This is a genomic window from Streptomyces sp. 1-11 (assembly GCF_007176755.1).
In the GTDB taxonomy this organism is placed as follows: Bacteria; Actinomycetota; Actinomycetes; order Streptomycetales; family Streptomycetaceae; genus Streptomyces.
Genome location: NZ_BJTV01000012.1, coordinates 75,285 through 96,500 on the forward strand (window position 1 = coordinate 75,285; position 21,216 = coordinate 96,500).

Here is a 21,216-nt window from a genome sequence, read left to right on the forward strand (position 1 = left end):
GGGAAGTTTTCACCGTGACCACCACGACCGACCTGGTGCCGTACGAGGACGCGCTGGCGTCGTACGACCCCGTCATGGGCCTCGAGGTCCATGTCGAACTCGGCACCAACACCAAGATGTTCTGCGGGTGCTCCACCGCGCTGGGCGCCGATCCCAACTCGCAGACCTGCCCGGTCTGCCTCGGCCTGCCCGGCGCGCTGCCGGTCGTCAACGCGACCGGCGTGGAGTCCGCGATCAAGATCGGCCTCGCGCTGAACTGCGAGATCGCCGAGTGGTGCCGCTTCGCCCGGAAGAACTACTTCTATCCGGACATGCCGAAGAACTTCCAGACCTCCCAGTACGACGAGCCGATCGCCTTCAACGGCTACCTCGACGTGCAGCTCGAGGACGGCGAGAGCTTCCGCGTGGAGATCGAGCGCGCCCACATGGAGGAGGACACCGGCAAGTCGACGCACGTCGGCGGCGCCACCGGCCGCATCCACGGCGCGTCCCACTCGCTGCTGGACTACAACCGCGCGGGCATCCCGCTCATCGAGATCGTCACCAGGCCGATCGTCGGCGCCGGCGAGCGGGCCCCCGAGGTCGCGCGCGCCTACGTCCGCGAGCTGCGCGAGGTCATCCGTGCCCTCGGCGTTTCCGAGGCCCGCATGGAGATGGGCCAGATGCGCTGCGACGTCAACCTGTCGCTGATGCCCAAGGGCGCGGACAAGTTCGGCACCCGCTCGGAGACGAAGAACGTCAACTCGCTGCGCTCGGTGGAGCGCGCGGCCCGGTTCGAGATCATGCGGCACGCGGCCGTGCTGTCGTCCGGCGGCACGATCGTGCAGGAGACCCGGCACTTCCACGAGGACACCGGGTCCACCACCTCCGGCCGCGTCAAGGAGGAGGCCGAGGACTACCGGTACTTCCCGGAGCCCGACCTCGTCCCGGTCGCCCCGTCCCGTGAGTGGGTCGAGGAGATCCGCGCCGCGCTGCCGGAGATGCCGCTGGCCCGCCGCACCCGGCTGCTCGCCGACTGGGGCATCTCGGCCACCGACATGCAGGCGATCCTGAACGCCGGCGCGCTGGACCCGATCGTCGCCACCATCGACGCCGGTGCCGACGCGGCCTCCGCCCGCAAGTGGTGGATGGGCGAACTGGCGCGCAGCGCCAACGAGTCGGGCAAGTCGCTGGACGAGCTGGCCATCACGCCGGAGCAGGTCGCCCGGGTCACCGAGCTGGTGAACTCCGGTGACCTGAACGACAAGCTGGCCCGCCAGGTCATCGAGGGCGTCCTCGCGGGCGAGGGCACCCCGGACGAGGTGGTCGACAAGCGCGGTCTGAAGGTCGTCTCCGACGAGGGCGCGCTGACCACCGCCGTCGACGAGGCCATCGCCGGCAACCCGGGCATCGCGGAGAAGATCCGCGGCGGCAAGGTGGCCGCGGCCGGCGCCCTGGTCGGCGCGGTCATGAAGGCGACCCGGGGTCAGGCCGACGCGGCCCGCGTCAAGGAACTGATCCTCGAGAAGCTGGGCGTCAGCGAGGGCTGAGCCGGTAGCGCGACGGCCCCGGAGACAGCGTCCTCCGGGGCCGTCGCGCGTCTCCGGCCGCTCCCCGCGGGCCGCCGAACGCGGCGCGGGCACCGGCGACGGCGCGTGCGGGCCCGTCAGGTCCCCGGCCGTCCCGGCCCCGCACCCGGCTCGGGGAGCGGACGTTATACGCTCACCCGCCATGAGTGGACGCACCGATTCCGACGCCGCACCCGCCATATCCCGGGCGGCCGAGGCGGCCGAGGTGGACGCGGCGGAGGACCACGACGAGTCGGACCCTCACGGCGAGCCGGGTGCTCGTGACGAGTCGGGCGATCACGACGGGCCCGATGCTCCCGACGAGTCGGATGCTCACCACGAGTCGGATGCTCACCACGAGTCGGACGCTCACGATGAGCCCGACGCTCCCGACGAGCCGGGCGGTCAGCACGAGTCGGACGCTCCCGACGAGCGGTACGACCACGGCGAGCACGTCGGGGAGGCCCGCCGGGCGCGGTGGGCCGCGGCCGGCGCCGGCGGCCTGCTCTGCCTCGCCGGCTGCGCCGCCGCACTGCTCCGGCTGACCGGCCCGGCCCCGGCCGTCGTCCCCGCCGCCTACGCCCTCGGCGCCGCCGTGTGCGCCCTGGCCGCCGTCCTCGGCTCCCGCGGCCGCACCCGCCGCGCCCTGTGGCTGCTGGTCGCCGGTACGGCGGTCATGGCCGTCGGAGACCAGTTCGACTGAACGCGGCACGGGTGCAAGTAGGGTGTGCGACGTCCGGAAAGCGGTACGGCGGGAAGGAGCCGCGACGCGATGTACGCGAGGTCCCTGGGTGACGACGGCGCCGAACTGCGGCCCCTGGAGGTCTGGCACGCGGCCGAGCTGCTCGCCAACATCGACCGCGGACGTGAGTTCATCGGTCGGCACGTCGGCCTGCCGGACGTGGTGACCGACCTGGACGCCGCCCGCGCCTACCTCGCCTCGTACGCCGGCAAGCGCAGCGCCGACACCGGAAGCCTGCACGGCGTGTGGCTGGACGGGAGGCTGGCCGGTGGCCTGCTGTTCCGGGTGTGGGACACCCCCAGCGGGGTCTGCGAGGCCGGCTGCTGGCTGGAACCCGCCGCGGCCGGGCGCGGGCTGGTCACGCGCGGCATGCGGGTGCTGCTGGACTGGGCGTTCGAGGAGCGCGGCATGCACCGGGTGGAGTGGCACGTGTCGTCGGCCAACGAGCCCAGCATCGGCGTGGCCCGGCGGCTGGGCATGACCCGGGAGGGCGTGCTGCGGGAGAACTACCCGTACCGGGGGGTGCGCACGGACACCGAGATCTGGTCGGTGCTGGAGCCCGAGTGGCGCGCGGCACGCGCGCGTACCGCCCGCGACGATCATTAAGGGACCTCTCAGACGGCATCCGTACGGTGCCGGACATGGCAACGAAGACACAGGACGTCAACAGGACCGACGACGAGCGGGCACCGCAGGAGGCGGCCGCCGCGGGAGCGGACACCGCGAACGGGACGGACGGCACCACCGGCCCGTCCGGGAAGCCGGCCGGGAACGGCAAGGAGACGCGGGGGACCGAGGGCACGCCGGAGACCGGGGAGCGAGCGGAGACCGGGGAGCGGACCGCGGCCGGGGAGCGGGCGGAGGCCGGGGGCCCGGGAGGGTCCGAGGAGGCCGACGCGCTCGCTGAGGAGCCCGCGGAGCGGGCGCCCTCCGGGGTCGGCCTCGGAGCCGGGGCCGTGGTCTCCGCCGGGCTGGGCCTGGTCTCGCTCACCGGTGGCTGGATCGGCACGGTCGCCGCCGCCCGCGAGACCCTGGTCGGCCAGCTCCAGACCTCCTCCGGCGCGAGCGTCGGCAAGCAGCTCAAGGAGGTCTACGGCGACGCGTGGCACACCACCGCGCTCTGGGCGGGCCTGTTCGCGCTGGCCGCGCTGATCACCGGCGTGGTCGTGCTCGTGCGGCCCGCGTTCGGCGCCCCCGGCCGCCCGCAGGCCGCGTGGATCAGGTCGGTCGCGTGGGCGGGCGTCTCGCTCGGCGTCATCGGCCTGCTGCTGGCCGTCCTGAAGTACTCCGACGCGCTGCTCGGACTGCCCGCCGCGGGCTGAGGAAGCACAGGTCCGCGGGGGCCTTAGGGAATCCCTGAGCGCCTTAGGGAGCCCCTGGGGCCCCTTACCCGCGTCCGGGCCCGGCCGCGGCTCCGAAGATGCGGAACTCGCCCGATGTGGCGCACCCCCCTGGGGGACGAGTGTGGAGGCATCGCAAGGAGCGACGCACCCACCGAGTCCCCGGAGGACCACGCCATGTACGAGTTCGAAGCCCACCGGCTCCGTCACGCCGAGCTGCGCCGCGCGGCCGCCCTGGAACGCCTGGCCCGCGAGGCCGTCGGCGCCCGGCGCGCCGCGCGTCGCGAGGAGTCGGCCCCGTTCGGCGCCACGGGCGCCGAGCCCCATACCGACCGCCCGCGCCGGCACCGGCTCCCGCGCACCGCGTGAGCGCCGGACCGGCGGGCCCCGGCACCAGCGGCGGCGCCGGGGCCGGCACGGTCACACCCACTGTTCGTACGACCATCGCACCGGGGCTGTGGAAAAGCGGTGCCGCACCCCTCGGGCCTCGTGCGATGCTCGGGCCCGTGGAGAACAGGTCCGTCAGTCCCGTGTTCGTCGGCCGAGCCGACGAGTTGGACACCTTGAACGACGCGCTCGCCCGTGCCGCCGCGGGCGAGCCGCAGGCGCTGCTGCTCGGCGGCGAGGCCGGGGTCGGCAAGACCCGCCTCGTCGAGGAGTTCGCCGCCGTCGCCTGCCGCCGGTCCGCGGTCGTCGCCGTGGGCGGCTGCGTGGAGATCGGCGCCGACGGGCTGCCCTTCGCCCCCTTCTCCAGCGCCCTGCGCGCCCTGCGCGACACCCTGCCCGGGGAGTTCGTCGCCGCCGCGGCCGGACAGGAGGAGGAGCTGGCCCGGCTGCTGCCCGAACTGGGCGAGGCCGCCTCGAGCCGCCACGACGAGCAGGGCACGGCCCGCCTGTTCGAACTCACCGCCCGGCTGCTGGAGCGGGCCGCCGCCGAGCGCACGGTCGTCCTCGTCCTGGAGGACCTGCACTGGGCCGACGCCTCCACCCGCCACCTGCTCGCCTACCTCTTCCGCACCCTGCGCACCGGCCGCCTCCTGGTGCTGGCCACCTACCGCGCCGACGACATCCACCGCCGCCACCCGCTGCGCCCCCTGCTCGCCGAACTCGACCGGCTGCGCACCGTCCGCCGCCTGGAACTCGCCCGGTTCACCCGAGAGGAGGTGGCCCGCCAGATCGCCGGCATCCTCGCCGCCGAGCCCGACCCGGCCCAGGTCGACGCGATCTTCGAACGCTCCGACGGCAACGCCTTCTTCGTCGAGGAACTGGCCGTCGCCGACTGCGAGGGCTGCTGCCCCGGTCTCTCCGACTCCCTGCGCGACCTGCTGCTGGTCAAGGTCGAGAAGCTGCCCGAGAGCGCCCAGCGGGTCGCCCGGATCGTCGCCGAGGGCGGCTCCACCGTGGAGTACCGGCTGATCGCCGCGGTCGCCCGGTTCTCCGAGGACGACCTGATCGAGGCGCTCCGGGCCGCCGTGGGCGCCAACATCCTCACCGCCACCCCGGACGGCGACGGCTACCGCTTCCGGCACGCCCTGGTCCGCGAGGCCGTCGCCGACGACCTGCTGCCCGGGGAACGCTCCCGCCTGAACCGCCGCTACGCCGAGGCCCTGGAGGCCGACCCCTCGCTCGTCCCGGCCGGCGCCCGCGTGATGCGCCTGGCCAGCTACTGGTACCACGCCCACGACCCGGCCAAGGCCCTCCCGGCGGTCCTGGAGGCCTCCGTCGTGGCCCGGCGCCGGCACGCCTACACCGAGCAACTGCGGCTCCTGGAGCGGGCGATGGAGCTGTGGGACACCGCGCCCTGGGAGGTCCGCGCCGCCCTGCGCCCGGTCGACTACACCGGCATGTACCCCCCGTGCGGCCGCGACCCGGCCACCACCCCGCTGCGCTACCTCGACCTCATGGCCGAGGCGGCGGTCGCCGGCCGCTTCGGCGGCGAACGCGAACGCGCCCTGAAGATCGTCAGACGGGCGCTGCAACTGCTGGAGGACGACCCGGACCCACTGCGCGCCGCCTGGTTCTGGGTCCAGCGCTCCCGCCTCGTCCAGGCCCTGGCCCGCGGCGACGGATGGCCGGAACTGGCCACCGCGCAGGAGCTGGTGCGGGGCCTGCCGCCCTCCGAGGTGCACGCCGAGGTGCTGACGGAGTCCGCCGGCTGGTCCATGCTGCACCGGCCCGGGCCCGAGGCACTCGCGGACGCCGAGCAGGCCGTCGAGTACGCGCGGATGGTCAACGCCCGCGAGATCGAGCTCAACGCCCGCCTCACCCTCGGCGGCCTCATGGTCGACGCCGGCGACATCGAGGCCGGGCTCGCGGAGATGTCCCGGGTCAAGGAGGAGGCGATCGCCGAGGGCGTGTCCCAGGTGGCGGGCCGCGCCCATGTGAACCTGCCGGGCTCGCTGCAGTCCGTCGGCCGGGACCGGGACGCCGAGCCCATCCTGCGCGAGGGCATCGACTTCACCCGCCGCTACGGGCTGCCCGACTCCCAGGCCTGGGTGTGGGGCAACCTCTCCGACGCGCTGTACTCGCTGGGCCGGTGGGAGGAGGCCGCCGAGGCGGCCGGTCAGGCGATCCGCATCGGGCGCAGCGCCAAGCCGCGCGGCGCGGCCGCCCTGCGCCTGGCCCACCTCGCCCTGGCCCAGGGCGACGGCGCGGAGGCCGCGCGCCAGCTCGCCACCGCCCGCGCCCACTACGGCACCCGCGACCCGATGCCCCAGAACGGACTGCCCCTGGCCCGCATCGCCGTGGGCGTCGCCACCTGCGAGGGGAGACTCCTCGACGCCCGCGCCGAGTTCCTGACCGCCCTGGAGGCCGGTTTCCCGCCCGGCACCCAGCGCTACGCCTGGCCCCTGCTGCTGGCCATGGCCACCGCCGAGGCCGACGCCGGCACACTGCCCGCCGCCGAAGCGGGCCGGGCCGGCATGCTCGGCCGGCTCTCCGAGGCGGCCCGCGGGCTCATCGCCGACGCCCCCCTGTGGCGCGCCTACGACCAGTGGACCCGCGCCGAACTGCGCCGGGCCGAGGGCCGGGACACCGACGGCACCTGGTCGCCGGTGGTCACGGCCTTCGAGAGCCTGGACCGCCCCTACGACCTGGCCCGGGTCCGCCACCGCCTCGCCCAGGCGCTGCTGACCCAGGGCGGCGACGAGCACCGGGAACGGGCCGTGGAACTGCTGAGACTGTCCGCAGCGGTCGCCGGTCACCTCGGCGCCCGCCCGCTCGCCGAGGCGGTCGCCCGGCTGGCCCAGCGGGCCCGCCTCATCCTCGGCCACCCCCCGCACCGGGCCCTCGCCTCCGCCGATCCGGCGGCGTCCCTCGGTCTCACCAGCCGGGAGCGTGACGTCCTGCGGCTGGTCTCCGCCGGCCGCACCAACCGCCAGATAGCCGAGGAGCTGTTCATCTCCCCGAAGACCGCGAGCGTGCACGTCTCCAACATCCTGGCCAAGCTGGGCGTCTCCGGCCGCGGCGAGGCGGCGGCGGTGGCGCACCGGCTCGGGCTGTTCCCGCCGGAGACCGAGGACCGGCTGGTGGCGGGATAGGGAACGCGGGGCGGCGGCGCCGGGCGCCCGCCGCGCCCGGCCGAGCCGCGCCGTCCTCCTCGCCCCGGCTTACCGGCCGGGACCCGGGGACCGGCCGGCCCCCGGGTCCCGGCCGGCGGCCGGTCACCGCACCGAGACCTCCAGCACCCGGTCGTCCCCCTTCTTCGGTGTGCCCCGGCCGTCGGTGTTGCTCGTGACCAGCCAGAGCCTGCCGTCGCCCGCCGGGACGACGGTGCGCAGCCGGCCGTACTCGCCGGTGAGGAAGGCCTGGGGGGCGGCCGAGGCGGAGGTGCCGCGCAGCGGGATGCGCCACAGCCGTTGGCCCTTCAGGGCGGCCATCCAGATCACCCCGTCGACGTAGGCGATCCCGCTCGGAGAGGCCTCGTCGGTGTGCCATTCGGCCACCGGGTTACGGAAGCGGCGGTCGGAGGAGCGTCCCTCGGCGTCCGGCCAGCCGTAGTTGCCGCCCGGCACGATCGCGTTCAGCTCGTCCCAGGTGTCCTGGCCGAACTCCGAGGCGAACAGACGCTGCCGGGAGTCCCAGGCCAGGCCCTGGACGTTGCGGTGGCCGTACGAGTACACGGGGGAGCCGGGGAACGGGTTGCCGGGGGCCGGTTCGCCCTCCGGGGTCAGGCGGAGGATCTTGCCGCCCAGCGACTTCCTGTCCTGCGCCAGACCGCGGTCGCCGCTCTCGCCCGTGCCCGCGTACAGCATCCCGTCCGGGCCGAAGGCGATGCGGCCGCCGTTGTGGATGACCCCCTTGGGGATGCCCTTGAAGATCGTGTCCGGGGCGCCCAGTTGCTCACCGGCCGGCTTCGCCGCGTCGTACCGCATCCGGACGATGCGGTTGTCCGAGGCCGAGGTGAAGTAGGCGTAGATCATGTGGTCCGAGGCGAAGCCGGGGGAGAGGGCGATGCCGAGCAGACCGCCCTCGCCGGCGGGCGAGACCCCGGAGACCGTGCCCAGTTCGGTCTTGCGGCCCGTCTTCTCGTCGACGCGGGTGATCGTGGCGTCGTCCCGGGAGGAGACCAGCAGTCCGCCGCCGGGGAGCGCGGCCAGGCCCCACGGCGTCTTCAGGCCGTCGGCGACGGTGCGCAGCACCTTCACCGAGCCCCTGGCCGGCGGCGCCGGCTCGGCGGCCCGGCCGGACGGGGCGGTGACCGTCGCCGGCGCGCGGGCCGTGCCGCTCCCGTCGTCACCCGGGAAGCCCTGGCCGTCGCCGGAGGAGCAGCCCGCCGTCAGCAGGAGCGCGGTCGCGGCCAACACGGCCGTCACAACTCGGCGTTGCACGATCATGGTCCCTTCGCAGCGGCGGACGTACCGGAGTCTCTCCCTCTCATACTCCGCCGGTCCGGCCCGGGTTCCCGTCCGGCGCGCACGGCATGCCGGGCCGCTCAGTCCCAGGAGCCCTGCGCCGCGGGCAGCCGGGACACCTCGGCCAGGTCCTCCGCGGTCAGGCGCAGCGCGGCCGCCGCCGCGTTCTCCCCGGCCCAGCGCTCCCGCTTGGTGCCGGGCAGCGCGATCACCTGACGGCCCTGCGCCAGCACCCAGGCCAGCGCCACCTGCGCCGCGGTGACGTCCGCGCCGTGCCGGCGGGCGACCCGGCGCAGACCGGCCACGATCGGCTGGTTGGCCGCCATCATCTCGGCGGTGAAGCGGGGGTGCCTGGCGCGCACGTCGTCCGGTTCGAAGCCCTCGCCCGGCGTGAGCGTGCCGGTCAGGAAGCCGTTGCCCAGCGGCATCGCGGCCAGGAAGCCCACGCCCCGCGCCGCGCACCACGGCAGCAGCGTGTCCAGCGCCTCCGGGGACCACACCGAGAGCTCCGCCTGCACCGCGCTCACCGGGAAGACCTGCTGCACCCGGTGGAGCTGGCGCAGCGTGGTGTCGTGGATCCGGCCGCCGGAGCGGCGCCCGGCGCGCGCGCCCACCGCGCACAGACCCAGCGCCCGCACCTTCCCGGCCCGCACCAGGTCGGCCATGGCGCCCCAGGTCTCCTCCACGGGGACCTCGGGGTCGGCGCGGTGGAGCTGGTAGAGGTCGATCACGTCCGTCTGCAGCCGCCGCAGCGAGGCGTCGCAGGCCCGCTTGACGTAGCCGGGGCGGCCGTTGGCCACGATGTGCTGCTCGCCGACGAGGAGCCCCACCTTCGTCGACACGAAGGCGTCCCCGCGCCGCTCCCTGAGTACCCGCCCCAGCAGCAGCTCGTTGGTGAACGGGCCGTACATGTCGGCGGTGTCCAGCAGGCTCGAACCCGCGTCCAGCGCCCGGTGCACGGCTCTGACCGACTCCTCGCCCCGCTGCCGGGAGGCGGTGTACGCCCAGCTCATCGGCATGCATCCGAGTCCGACGGCCCCCACCGCGAGCGCACTCGCGCCGATCGTCCTGCGCTCCACCTGCTCGCGAACCTCCCTCGTCCGGTCCCCAACCTAACGCCCCGCGCCCGCGGGCCTGACATAGCCTCCTGCCATGACACATGACGTGTGGCTTCCCATCGCGCCGGAGGAGATCGAGGGGCTGCCCCAGGGACCCCGCTACCTGTTCTGGGACGGGGGCGACGACGGCGAACGGGAGTTTCCGGGCGACCCCGCCGACTGCGCCTTCTACGTCGTGCCGTACATGCGCCCGGGCGGCGTCGGCCTGCGCCCGATGGCCGGCATGAGCACCGTGCGGGTCGTGCAGACGCTGTCGGCCGGCGTCGACCACCTGGAACCCGGGCTGCGGCACCTGCCCGCGGGCGTCCGGTTGTGCAACGCGCGCGGAGTCCACGAGGCCAGCACGGCAGAGCTGGCCCTCGCGCTCGTCCTCGCCTCGCTGCGCGGCATCCCCGACTTCGTCCGGGCCCAGGACCGGGGCGAGTGGCGCGGGGGCTTCCACCCCGCCCTCGCCGACCGGACCGCCCTCATCGTCGGCTACGGCGCCATCGGCGCCGCCATCGAGGACCGGCTCGCGCCCTTCGAACTCGCGCGGGTGGCGCGCGTTGCGCGCTCGGAGCGCACCACAGCGCGCGGTCCCGTGCATCCGCTCACCGAATTGCCCTCACTGCTTCCGAAAGCCGACGTGGTGATCCTCTCCACGCCCTTGACGGAGGCGACCAGGGGGCTGGTGAACGCGGACTTCCTGGGCCTGATGAAGGACGGGGCGCTGCTCGTCAACGTCTCCCGCGGGCCCGTCGTGGACACAGAGGCGCTGCTCACCGAGGTGGAGAAGGGGCGCATCACCGCCGCCCTCGACGTCACGGACCCCGAGCCGCTGCCGCCGGGGCACCCCCTGTGGACGGCGCCCGGCGTGCTCATCAGCCCGCACGTCGGCGGGCCGACCTCGGCCTTCCTGCCGCGCGCGAAACGGCTGCTCGTGGACCAGTTGCACCGGTTCGTGAACCACGAGCCGCTGCGGAACGTGATCCTCACTACGGGGACCTGACCCGCCCTCGGCACCCTCCGCAATCTTTCGAACGCGTTACGTGTTGACATCTTGGCTGATCGTCACGGAGCGTAGAGAAGCTATGTCCCTGAGTGACGACACTGGTGTATCGTCCCGACAGGGGCAGCGCCGCCGACCGTGGGCGCCGGGGACGGACAGATCGGACTTGTGAGGGGGGCGACGGGCGATGCACGGCCTATGGACGAACGATCCGACGCGGCGGAGCCGCCGGCGGAGGCCCTGGCGCACGGCCGCGCGCAGACGCGGCCGTCACACGAGCCATCACTGCCACCGCAAACCGGCCGGCCGCAGGAGGCACACGGCGCACCGGGACACCGGGGAGCCGGGAGCGGCGCTCACCGGGAGGCCCCGGTGAACGCCCCGCCCGCCCTGACGGGCACCCTCGACGGTGCGCCGCTCGCCGCCGCCGCCGCGCCGCCGGCCCCGGCGGCCGCCCGGCCGCCGTCCGCCGCGCAGGGCTCGCGGCTGGTACCCCAGCTCGTCCTGGCCCTGGTCTGCGGGGCCTACGCGATCGGCTCCATGTGTGACTGGGGTTCGCGGGAAGTCGCCCTCGTCATGGGTGACTTCGGGCTGAGCGCCGCGGCCGGCGCCGCCGCCGTCTCCTGCTTCCGCCATGCCCGCGCGCCCCGGATCCGCTTCCGGCCCGCCTGGCTGCTCTTCGCGCTCTCCTCCGCGATGGCGTCCCTCGGCAACGCGGTCTGGGGGTGGTACGAGGTCGTCCTGGACCGGCCCGTGCCCAGCCCGAGCTACGCCGACCTGTTCTTCCTGTGCTTCGCCCCGCCCGCCATCGTGGGCCTGCTGGTGCTGGCCCAGCGGCCGGCGAACCGGGCCGGCTGGATCTGTCTCACGCTGGACGCCTGGCTGATCGGCGGCTCGCTGCTGACCCTGTCCTGGAGCCTCGCGCTCGCCCAGGCCGCCCGGTTCGACGGGCCGAGCGTGGCGCACACCGCGCTGTCGCTGGCGTACCCGCTGCTGGACATCGTGCTGGTCAGCATGGTGCTCGCACTGCACTTCCGCCGGTCCACGGGCAACCGCACGGCGGTCAACACCGCGATCGGCGCGCTCGCGCTGACCGTGATGTGCGACGCGCTGTTCACCTCACCGCTGCTGCACAGCAGTTACCACTCCGGGCAGTTGCTGGACGCGGGCTGGTTCGCCGGCTCGCTGCTGCTCGCCTACGCCCCCTGGGCCGCGCCCCGCCGCCCCGGGCCGCCGGACACCGAACGGCACGCGTCCGACGGCCACTCGCGCGTCGTCCACGAACACCTGCCGGGACAGCGCGGCCCCGGCCGGCCGCACGCCGCCCCGCCCGCACCGGACGGCGGCGAGCACCCGCGGTACCTGCCCGGCCGGCCGATCACCGGCTCCCTGGCCGCGCTCACCCCCTACCTGGCCGCCGCCGTGTGCACCCTGGGCATCCTCTACAACGTCCTCAACGGCCGCCGGCCGGACCACGTCGTCCTGGTCACCGCAGGCGCCGTCGTGCTGGCGCTCGTCATGCGGCAGGGCATCATGCTGCTGGACAACATCACCCTCACCCAGGAACTGGCGCAGAAGGAGAACCACTTCCGCTCCCTGGTGCAGGGCTCCAGCGACGTCATCATGATCGCCGCGCCCAACGGCATCCTGCGCTACGTATCCCCGGCCGCCGCCGGGGTCTACGGCCGGCCCGCCGAGGACCTGGTGGGCACCGAACTGGCCGCGCTCATCCACCCGGAGGACCTCGGCTGTGTCGTGCACGAGGTGCGCCGCTTCCTCGCCGCGAGCCCGCCCGACGAACCCACCACCCGCATCGAGTGCCGCTTCCGGTCGGGCGGGGGCGGCTGGCTCAACGTCGAGTCCACCGTCAACCGCCACCACGGCGGTCTGATCTTCAACAGCCGGGACGTGACCGAAAGAGTGCGGCTGCAGGCCCAGTTGCAGCACAACGCCGAGCACGACCCGCTCACCGACCTGCCCAACCGCGCGCTGTTCACCCGGCGCGTGCAGCAGGCCCTGTCCGGTCGCCGCGCCACCGACCGGGGCGCCGCCCTGCGGGGCACGGCGGTGCTCTTCATCGACCTGGACGGCTTCAAGGCCGTCAACGACACGATCGGGCACCAGGCCGGGGACGAACTGCTCGTCCAGGCCGCCCGCAGACTCCAGGACGCGGTCCGGCAGGGGGACACCGCCTCCCGGCTGGGCGGCGACGAGTTCGCGGCCCTGATCGCCGGGGACGGCTCGCGCGACCGGGCCGCCCGGGAGCGGAACATCCTGGAGCTCGCCGACCGCCTCAGGACCACCCTCTCCCAGCCCTACGCCATCGACGGCAACGATGTCCGGGTCAACGCCTCCATCGGCGTCGCCTTCGCCGAGCCGGGCCTCGGCGCGGGCGAGCTGCTGCGCAACGCCGACCTCGCGATGTACCGCGCGAAGTCGGCCGGAAAGGGCCGCGTCGAGCTGTACCGGCCCCAGATGCAGCAGGACGTCGTACGCAAGGCGGAGCTGGCCACCAGGCTGCGCGCCGCCCTGCACGACGGCGAGTTCACGCTGCTCCACCAGCCGGTGGTGAGCCTCGGCAACGGCCGGATCACGGCCGTCTCGGCGCTGGCGCGCTGGCGCTCCTCCCAGGGGGTGCTGTTCACCCCGGCCGAGTTCCTGCGCGTGGCCGAGGACGGCGACAAGACCGCCGAGCTGGACCGCTGGATCCTGCGGGAGGCGGTCGACCAGGCCGCGGAGCGGGCGGCCGCCGGGCAGGTCGTACCGGTCGCGGTGCGGCTGAGCGCCCGGCGGCTGCTGGACCGCTCGATGCCGCTGGGCACCCTGGAGGCGCTGCTGACCCGGCACGGGCTGCCGCCCGGCGCGCTGGTGCTGGAGCTGTCCGACACCGGCCACCGGGCCTCGCTGGAGGAGCTGGAGCGGCGGCTGACCGCGCTCAGCCGGATGGGCGTGCGCATCGCGCTGGACGGCTTCGGCAGCGGCCACGCGGCCATCACGGCGCTCAGACGGCTGCCCGTGGACATCCTCAAGCTGGACCGCAGCCTGGTCGAGGGAGTCGTGGAGTCCACACAGCTGTACAAGATCACCAGCGGGCTGCTCAGGATCGCCGGCGATCTCGGGCTCCAGTCCGTCGCCGAGGGCGTGGATCTGCCGGAGCAGGTGGCCGCGCTGCGCGCGATGGGCTGCACCCACGGCCAGGGCAGCGCGTTCGCGGGCCCGCTGGACGAGTACCGGCTGCGCCAGGCGCTCGGCGCCGGCCACTACCCGGTGCCGCACGCCCCCGCGGAGCCGGCGTTCGCCGCCGGGGCGGCCGGGGTCTACGCCGGAGGAATGACCGCCGTCATCGGAGGTGGCAGCGGCCTTCGCTCACATAATGAGACGCCCGTCCCACCCACTTGACACGTGGTGCGTGCCGGGGGGAGGGTCAGTCCCATGCGCACCCGAATTCTCGTACTTGGACAGCGCGTCGGCTGAGCTGGGAACCACCGGAGGACGATCCGGAACACCCAGCGACCTCCCCGGCGCGCTCCCCTCGCTTGCCTTCCGGCACGAGGGGTTTTTTGTTGCACGAGCGCCTTTCGTGCAGCGCCACGACTCCGCCCAAATCTCGCATAAGACCTCAGCATCGAGAAGAGAATGCCGATGACCGAGCAGGCCACCGGGGCCCATCCGCAGCCGCGGCCCCGATCCGGAGGACAGCAGTCCGCCCCCGTCGAGCACGTCACGGGTGCGCAGTCCCTCATCCGCTCCCTCGAGGAGGTCGGCGCGGACACGGTATTCGGCATCCCCGGCGGTGCGATCCTGCCCGCCTACGACCCGCTGATGGACTCGACGAGGGTCCGGCACGTGCTGGTCCGGCACGAGCAGGGCGCCGGCCACGCGGCCACCGGCTACGCGCAGGCCACCGGCAAGGTCGGCGTCTGCATGGCGACGTCGGGCCCGGGCGCGACCAACCTGGTCACCCCGATCGCCGACGCGCACATGGACTCGGTGCCGCTCGTGGCGATCACCGGGCAGGTCGCGTCCAAGGCGATCGGCACGGACGCCTTCCAGGAGGCGGACATCGTCGGCATCACCATGCCGATCACCAAGCACAACTTCCTGGTCACCAAGGCCGAGGACATCCCGCGGACCATCGCGGAGGCCTTCCACATCGCCTCCACCGGCCGCCCCGGCCCGGTCCTGGTGGACATCGCCAAGGACGCCCTCCAGGCGCGGACCACCTTCTCCTGGCCCCCCGTCACGGACCTGCCCGGCTACCGCCCGGTCACCAAGCCGCACGCCAAGCAGATCCGCGAGGCCGCCAAGCTGATCACCGCGGCGAAGCGTCCCGTCCTCTACGTCGGCGGCGGCGTGATCAAGGCGAAGGCCACCGCCGAGCTGAAGGTCCTCGCCGAACTCACCGGAGCGCCCGTCACCACCACCCTGATGGCGCTCGGCGCGTTCCCCGACAGCCACCCGCTGCACGTGGGAATGCCGGGCATGCACGGTGCGGTCACCGCCGTCACCGCGCTGCAGAAGGCCGACCTGATCGTCGCCCTCGGAGCCCGCTTCGACGACCGCGTCACCGGCAAGCTGGACAGCTTCGCCCCGTACGCCAAGATCGTCCACGCCGACATCGACCCCGCCGAGATCGGCAAGAACCGCGCCGCGGACGTGCCGATCGTCGGGGACGCCCGCGAGGTCATCGCCGACCTGGTCCAGGCCGTGCAGAAGGAGCACAGCGAGGGCCACGAGGGCGATTACACCGCCTGGTGGAGCGACCTGAGCCGCTGGCGCGAGACCTACCCGCTCGGCTACGACCAGCCCGCGGACGGCTCGCTGTCCCCGCAGGCGGTCATCGAGCGCATCGGGCGGCTCGCGCCGGAGGGCACGATCTTCGCGGCCGGCGTCGGCCAGCACCAGATGTGGTCCGCGCACTTCATCCAGTACGAGCAGCCCGCCACCTGGCTGAACTCCGGCGGCGCCGGGACGATGGGGTACGCCGTCCCGGCCGCGATGGGCGCCAAGGCCGGGCAGCCCGGGCGCACGGTCTGGGCGATCGACGGCGACGGCTGCTTCCAGATGACCAATCAGGAGCTGACCACCTGCGCCCTGAACAACATCCCGATCAAGGTCGCCGTCATCAACAACGGCGCCCTCGGGATGGTCCGCCAGTGGCAGACCCTGTTCTACAACCAGCGGTACTCCAACACCGTCCTGCACTCCGGTCCGGACGACGTCAACCCGGAGGCCAGGGGCACCCGGGTCCCCGACTTCGTGAAGCTGTCGGAGGCCATGGGCTGCTACGCGATCCGCTGCGAGCGTCCGGAGGACCTGGACAAGGTCATCGAGGAGGCGAACTCGGTCAACGACCGCCCGGTCGTCGTCGACTTCATCGTCCACGAGGACGCGATGGTGTGGCCGATGGTCGCCGCCGGCACCTCCAACGACGAGATCATGGCCGCCCGGGACGTCCGCCCCGACTTCGGCGACAGCGAAGACGACTGAGCCGGAAGAGCGAAGAGGAAGACCACACATGTCCAAGCACACGCTCTCCGTCCTGGTGGAGAACACGCCCGGCATCCTCGCCCGGATCGCCGCCCTCTTCTCCCGCCGCGGCTTCAACATCGACTCGCTCGCCGTCGGTGTCACCGAGCACCCCGACATCTCCCGGATCACCATCGTGGTCAGCGTCGAGGAGTTCCCGCTGGAGCAGGTCACCAAGCAGCTCAACAAGCTCGTCAACGTGCTGAAGATCGTGGAGCTGGAGCCCGGCCAGGCCGTTCAGCGCGAACTCGTCCTGGTGAAGGTCCGCGCCGACAACGAGACCCGCTCGCAGATCGTGGAGATCGTCCAGCTCTTCCGCGCCAAGACGGTGGACGTCTCCCCGGAGGCGGTGACCATCGAGGCCACCGGATCGAGCGACAAGCTGTCCGCCATGCTCAAGATGCTCGAGCCGTTCGGCATCAAGGAGCTGGTCCAGTCCGGCACGATCGCGATCGGCCGCGGCGCCCGTTCGATCACGGACCGGTCGCTTCGCGCTCTGGACCGATCCGCGTAACGCTGAGTACGGGCGGCCGGCGCGCACCGTCCGCCCGTATGCCGAGACCCCGAGACTTCCTTCCCCCTCACCGGCATACGGTGAGAGCACAAACTGCACACCAAGGAGAGAACCCAAAGTGGCCGAGCTGTTCTACGACGCTGACGCCGACCTGTCCATCATCCAGGGCCGCAAGGTCGCGGTCATCGGCTACGGCAGCCAGGGCCACGCCCACGCGCTGTCGCTGCGCGACTCCGGTGTCGACGTCCGCGTCGGTCTGCACGAGGGCTCCAAGTCCAAGGCCAAGGCCGAGGAGGAGGGCCTGCGCGTGGTGACGCCGGCCGAGGCCGCCGCCGAGGCGGACGTCATCATGATCCTCGTCCCGGACCCGATCCAGGGCCAGGTCTACGAGGAGTCCATCGCCCCGAACCTGAAGGACGGCGACGCGCTGTTCTTCGGCCACGGCTTCAACATCCGCTTCGGCTTCATCAAGCCCCCGGCCGGCGTGGACGTCTGCATGGTCGCCCCGAAGGGCCCGGGCCACCTGGTCCGCCGTCAGTACGAGGAGGGCCGCGGCGTTCCCTGCATCGCCGCCGTCGAGCAGGACGCCTCCGGCAACGCCTTCGCGCTGGCCCTGTCCTACGCCAAGGGCATCGGCGGCACCCGGGCCGGCGTCATCAAGACGACCTTCACCGAGGAGACCGAGACCGACCTGTTCGGCGAGCAGGCCGTCCTGTGCGGTGGCACGGCCGCGCTGGTGAAGGCGGGCTTCGAGACCCTGACCGAGGCCGGGTACCAGCCCGAGATCGCCTACTTCGAGTGCCTGCACGAGCTGAAGCTGATCGTGGACCTCATGTACGAGGGCGGCCTGGAGAAGATGCGCTGGTCCATCTCCGAGACCGCCGAGTGGGGCGACTACGTCACCGGCCCGCGCATCATCACCGACGCCACCAAGGCCGAGATGAAGAAGGTCCTCGCCGAGATCCAGGACGGCTCCTTCGCCAAGAACTGGATGGACGAGTACCACGGCGGTCTGAAGAAGTACAACGAGTACAAGCAGCAGGACTCCGAGCACCTGCTGGAGACCACCGGCAAGCAGCTCCGCAAGCTGATGAGCTGGGTGAACGAGGAGGCGTAAGCCCCACGTCAGGGGGTCGGGGCAGACTGCTCCGGCCCCCTTTGTCCACCCCGTCCAGCCACGGACGGGTGATCCTTCCGAAGAGGCGCAAGACGGCCTCCTGCACGCCACTAGACTGCTGCACAACATACGCGTCAGGCCCACAGCGTCGTGCGTCTTCCGCGGTAGCCCCCCTCCACCGCCAGCGGCCGTCGGGACGGCCGTCCGCATGGGACTTGTGAGGACTCACGTGAGCTCGAAACCCGTCGTACTCATCGCTGAAGAGCTGTCGCCCGCCACCGTCGACGCGCTTGGCCCCGACTTCGAGATCCGGCACTGCAACGGCGCGGACCGCGCCGAGCTGATCCCCGCCATCGCCGACGTCGACGCGATCCTGATCCGGTCCGCCACCAAGGTCGACGCGGAGGCCATCGCCGCCGCCAAGCAGCTCAAGGTCGTCGCACGAGCCGGCGTCGGCCTGGACAACGTCGACGTCTCCGCCTCCACCAAGGCCGGCGTGATGGTCGTCAACGCCCCGACCTCCAACATCGTGACCGCCGCCGAGCTGGCCTGCGGCCTGCTCCTCGCCACCGCCCGCAACATCCCGCAGGCCAACGCCGCGCTGAAGAACGGCGAGTGGAAGCGCAGCAAGTACACCGGCGTCGAGCTGGCCGAGAAGACCCTCGGCGTGGTGGGCCTGGGCCGCATCGGCGCCCTCGTCGCGCAGCGCATGTCCGCCTTCGGCATGAAGGTCGTCGCCTACGACCCCTACGTGCAGCCCGCGCGGGCCGCGCAGATGGGCGTCAAGGTGCTGTCCCTCGACGAGCTGCTCGAGGTCTCCGACTTCATCACCGTCCACCTGCCGAAGACGCCCGAGACACTCGGCCTGATCGGCGACGAGGCGCTGCGCAAGGTCAAGCCCGGCGTGCGCATCGTCAACGCGGCCCGCGGCGGCATCGTCGACGAGGCGGCGCTGTACGCGGCGCTGAAGGAGGGCCGGGTGGCCGGCGCCGGCCTCGACGTGTACGCCAAGGAGCCCTGCACGGACTCCCCGCTGTTCGAGCTGGACCAGGTCGTCTGCACCCCGCACCTCGGCGCCTCCACGGACGAGGCCCAGGAGAAGGCGGGCATCGCCGTCGCCAGGTCGGTGCGCCTGGCGCTCGCCGGTGAGCTGGTGCCGGACGCGGTGAACGTCCAGGGCGGTGTCATCGCCGAGGACGTCAAGCCGGGCCTGCCGCTCGCCGAGCGCCTCGGCCGCATCTTCACCGCCCTCGCGGGCGAGGTCGCGGTCCGCCTCGACGTCGAGGTGTACGGCGAGATCACCCAGCACGACGTGAAGGTGCTCGAGCTCTCCGCGCTGAAGGGCGTCTTCGAGGACGTCGTCGACGAGACGGTGTCGTACGTCAACGCCCCGCTGTTCGCGCAGGAGCGCGGCGTCGAGGTGCGCCTGACCACCAGCTCCGAGTCCGCCGAGCACCGCAACGTGGTGACCGTGCGCGGCACGCTGGCGGACGGCGAGGAGGTGTCGGTCTCCGGCACCCTGGCCGGCCCCAAGCACCTGCAGAAGATCGTCGCGGTCGGCGAGTACGACGTCGACCTCGCGCTCGCCGACCACATGGTCGTCCTGCGCTACGAGGACCGCCCGGGCGTCGTCGGCACCGTGGGCCGCATCCTCGGCGAGGCCGGCCTCAACATCGCCGGCATGCAGGTCGCCCGCGCGGCCGCGGGCGGCGAGGCGCTGGCCGTCCTGACCGTCGACGACACGGTGGCCGCCGGCGTGCTGGCCGAGGTCGCGGAGGAGATCGGCGCGACGTCCGCCCGCTCGGTGAACCTGGTCTGATCCGGACCGTGGACCGAAAGGCGCCGGACGGGTCGTGGACCCGTCCGGCGCTTCTTCGTGTCGCGGTGGCCTCGTGCGCCCCGGCGGTCTCAGGCCGCGGCCTCCACCTCGGCCGTCTCCGCGGGCGTCCGTCGTGCGTCGATCCCGCGCAGGGTCGCCGCCGCCGCGACCGCGGCGAGCACCAGCACCGCCGCCCCCGTGACCGCCGCCCCGTGCATCCCGGTGGTGAACGCCTCCCGGGCCGCGGCCGCCAGGGCGTCACCCGTGCGCCCCGGCAGCCGGCCGGCGACCGCGAGCGCGCCGCCCAGGGTCTCGTGCGCCTCGGCCGGCGCCGAGGCCGGCATTCCGTGGCGGTACAGCGCCGTGCCGATGGAGCCGAGGACCGCCATGCCCAGCGCGCCGCCGAACTCCTGGCCGGTCTCCAGCAGTGACGAGGCCGCGCCCGCCTGCTCCACCGGAGCGGTGCCCATCGCCAGGTCCGTCATCTGGGACATCACCATGACGATGCCGGACGCCAGCACGCCGCAGGCGGCGAGGACGAGCCAGAGCGAGTCCGTGCCGGTCAGGGCCAGCATCCCGTAGCCCGCCGCGGCGACGGCGAAGCCCGCGGTGACCACGTGGGCGCGGTCCACGCCCCGTTGGACCAGCGCGGTCGAGGCCGGGGCCGCCAGGCCGATCGGCACCGACGGCAGCAGCGCCCACAGGGCCGCCTCCATCGCGCTCTTGCCCAGCACCGACTGCAGGTACTGCGTGGTGAAGAAGGCCGAGCCCATCATGGCCAGCGAGGAGACGAGGTTCAGGACGACCGCGGGGGCGAAACCGCGGCCGCGGAAGAGGGCGGGGGAGATCATCGGTGAGGCGGCCGTGCGCTGGCGGTGGACGAACAGCGCCGCGAAGAGCAGGCCCACGGTGACCGGGACGACGTACCGCGGGTGCCAGCCCTCGGACGGGATCTCCTTGAGGCCGTAGACCACGGGGAGCACCGCGGCCATCGACAGCGGCACGCTCAGCAGGTCGAAGCGGCCGGGCGCCGGATTCCTGGACTCGGGCAGCAGCACCGGGCCGAGGAGCAGCAGCAGCGCCATCGCGGGCAGGTTGACCAGGAAGACCGAGCCCCACCAGAAGTACTGGACCAGGACGCCGCTGAGCACCGAGCCGAGCGCGATGCCGCCGGTCATCACGCCGGACCAGATGCCGATCGCCTTCGCCCGCTCGGCGGGGTCGGTGAACATCGTGCGGACCAGCGCCATGGTCGACGGCATCAGGGTGGCGCCGCCGACGCCGAGGACCGCGCGGGCCGCGATCAGGGTCTCCGCGCTGTCGGCGTAGGCCGCCACCAGGGACGCGGCGCCGAAGGCGGCGGCGCCGGCCAGGAGCAGCCGGCGCCGGCCGATGCGGTCGCCCAGCGCGCCCATGGTCATCAGCAGCCCGGCCAGGACGAAGGCGTAGATGTCGAAGATCCAGAGCTGCTGGGTGCCGCTCGGCTCCAGATCCGCGCTGATCGCCGGGATGGCGAAGTACAGGACGGAGACGTCCATCGAGACCAGCAGCAGTGGAAGCATCAGCACGCAGAGCGCGGTCCATTCGCGGCGCCCGGCACGGCCGCCGGGGGAGTCGTTGCGCGTCGGGTTCGTCATGACGGTGACTGT

The 21,216-nt window shown here is 73.2% G+C and carries 15 protein-coding genes; 12 read left to right on the forward strand and 3 right to left on the reverse strand.

What is annotated here, in order from left to right; genetic code table 11:
* The first annotated feature begins 14 nt into the window (after positions 1–14).
* The 6 genes from gatB (at position 15) to TNCT1_RS24530 (ending at position 7,168) form a co-directional block, all read left to right on the forward strand.
* Positions 15–1,529, forward strand: a complete 1,515-nt coding sequence (gene gatB, locus TNCT1_RS24505) for an Asp-tRNA(Asn)/Glu-tRNA(Gln) amidotransferase subunit GatB (RefSeq protein ID WP_143635831.1) — start codon at positions 15–17, stop codon at positions 1,527–1,529.
* A gap of 244 nt (positions 1,530–1,773) precedes the next feature.
* Positions 1,774–2,250 carry a hypothetical protein gene (locus tag TNCT1_RS36835; protein ID WP_373920504.1) on the forward strand — a complete coding sequence of 159 codons (477 nt, stop codon included), beginning with the start codon at positions 1,774–1,776 and terminating at the stop codon, positions 2,248–2,250.
* Positions 2,251–2,319: 69 nt separating this feature from the next.
* Positions 2,320–2,895 carry a GNAT family N-acetyltransferase gene (locus tag TNCT1_RS24515; protein ID WP_143635833.1) on the forward strand — a complete coding sequence of 192 codons (576 nt, stop codon included), beginning with the start codon at positions 2,320–2,322 and terminating at the stop codon, positions 2,893–2,895.
* 35 nt (positions 2,896–2,930) lie between these two features.
* Entirely contained in the window at positions 2,931–3,611 is a 681-nt protein-coding gene (locus tag TNCT1_RS24520) for a hypothetical protein (protein WP_143635835.1), read from the forward strand.
* Between the two features lie 195 nt (positions 3,612–3,806).
* Complete coding sequence (locus tag TNCT1_RS24525) at positions 3,807–3,998, forward strand: hypothetical protein (RefSeq protein ID WP_143635837.1); 192 nt, start codon at positions 3,807–3,809, stop codon at positions 3,996–3,998.
* Between the two features lie 125 nt (positions 3,999–4,123).
* Positions 4,124–7,168, forward strand: coding sequence for a helix-turn-helix transcriptional regulator (locus TNCT1_RS24530; protein WP_143635839.1), 3,045 nt, complete (start codon positions 4,124–4,126; stop codon positions 7,166–7,168).
* 123 nt (positions 7,169–7,291) lie between these two features.
* On the opposite strand, the gene TNCT1_RS24535 is transcribed toward TNCT1_RS24530, so the two are convergent.
* On the reverse strand, positions 7,292–8,464 hold the full coding sequence (locus TNCT1_RS24535; RefSeq protein ID WP_143635840.1) for a sorbosone dehydrogenase family protein: 1,173 nt from the start codon (positions 8,462–8,464) through the stop codon (positions 7,292–7,294).
* Positions 8,465–8,562: 98 nt separating this feature from the next.
* On the reverse strand, positions 8,563–9,561 hold the full coding sequence (locus tag TNCT1_RS24540) for an aldo/keto reductase (protein WP_143635846.1): 999 nt from the start codon (positions 9,559–9,561) through the stop codon (positions 8,563–8,565).
* A 73-nt stretch (positions 9,562–9,634) separates the two neighbouring features.
* Here TNCT1_RS24540 and TNCT1_RS24545 point away from each other — a divergent pair, with 73 nt between their 5' ends.
* The 6 genes from TNCT1_RS24545 to serA all read left to right on the forward strand — a co-directional run bounded on the left by TNCT1_RS24545 (position 9,635) and on the right by serA (position 19,567).
* Complete coding sequence (locus TNCT1_RS24545; protein WP_143635848.1) at positions 9,635–10,588, forward strand: 2-hydroxyacid dehydrogenase; 954 nt, start codon at positions 9,635–9,637, stop codon at positions 10,586–10,588.
* Positions 10,589–10,960: 372 nt separating this feature from the next.
* Positions 10,961–13,987, forward strand: coding sequence for an EAL domain-containing protein (locus tag TNCT1_RS24550; protein WP_174266434.1), 3,027 nt, complete (start codon positions 10,961–10,963; stop codon positions 13,985–13,987).
* 243 nt (positions 13,988–14,230) lie between these two features.
* Positions 14,231–16,078, forward strand: coding sequence for an acetolactate synthase large subunit (locus tag TNCT1_RS24560; RefSeq protein WP_174266435.1), 1,848 nt, complete (start codon positions 14,231–14,233; stop codon positions 16,076–16,078).
* 28 nt (positions 16,079–16,106) lie between these two features.
* Positions 16,107–16,631 (forward strand): acetolactate synthase small subunit, encoded by a 525-nt coding sequence (gene ilvN / locus TNCT1_RS24565; protein WP_030216544.1) that lies wholly within the window; start codon positions 16,107–16,109, stop codon positions 16,629–16,631.
* Positions 16,632–16,749: 118 nt separating this feature from the next.
* Positions 16,750–17,748, forward strand: a complete 999-nt coding sequence (gene ilvC / locus TNCT1_RS24570) for a ketol-acid reductoisomerase (RefSeq protein ID WP_143635857.1) — start codon at positions 16,750–16,752, stop codon at positions 17,746–17,748.
* A 229-nt stretch (positions 17,749–17,977) separates the two neighbouring features.
* Complete coding sequence (gene serA / locus TNCT1_RS24575; RefSeq protein ID WP_143635859.1) at positions 17,978–19,567, forward strand: phosphoglycerate dehydrogenase; 1,590 nt, start codon at positions 17,978–17,980, stop codon at positions 19,565–19,567.
* An 89-nt stretch (positions 19,568–19,656) separates the two neighbouring features.
* Here the strand turns inward: serA and TNCT1_RS24580 are convergent, their stop codons facing one another.
* Positions 19,657–21,204 (reverse strand): MFS transporter, encoded by a 1,548-nt coding sequence (locus tag TNCT1_RS24580; protein WP_143635861.1) that lies wholly within the window; start codon positions 21,202–21,204, stop codon positions 19,657–19,659.
* Positions 21,205–21,216 lie beyond the last annotated feature (12 nt).

Bases quoted from the DNA above. Each gene is read 5' to 3' on its own strand.
- TNCT1_RS24515 (WP_143635833.1), top strand. From the start codon at position 2,320: ATGTACGCGAGGTCCCTGGGTGACGACGGCGCCGAACTGCGGCCCCTG.
- TNCT1_RS24520 (WP_143635835.1), top strand. From the start codon at position 2,931: ATGGCAACGAAGACACAGGACGTCAACAGGACCGACGACGAGCGGGCA.
- TNCT1_RS24525 (WP_143635837.1), top strand. From the start codon at position 3,807: ATGTACGAGTTCGAAGCCCACCGGCTCCGTCACGCCGAGCTGCGCCGC.
- TNCT1_RS24530 (WP_143635839.1), top strand. From the start codon at position 4,124: ATGCTCGGGCCCGTGGAGAACAGGTCCGTCAGTCCCGTGTTCGTCGGC.
- TNCT1_RS24535 (WP_143635840.1), bottom strand. From the start codon at position 8,464: ATGATCGTGCAACGCCGAGTTGTGACGGCCGTGTTGGCCGCGACCGCG.
- TNCT1_RS24545 (WP_143635848.1), top strand. From the start codon at position 9,635: ATGACACATGACGTGTGGCTTCCCATCGCGCCGGAGGAGATCGAGGGG.
- TNCT1_RS24560 (WP_174266435.1), top strand. From the start codon at position 14,231: ATGACCGAGCAGGCCACCGGGGCCCATCCGCAGCCGCGGCCCCGATCC.
- ilvN (WP_030216544.1), top strand. From the start codon at position 16,107: ATGTCCAAGCACACGCTCTCCGTCCTGGTGGAGAACACGCCCGGCATC.
- TNCT1_RS24580 (WP_143635861.1), bottom strand. From the start codon at position 21,204: ATGACGAACCCGACGCGCAACGACTCCCCCGGCGGCCGTGCCGGGCGC.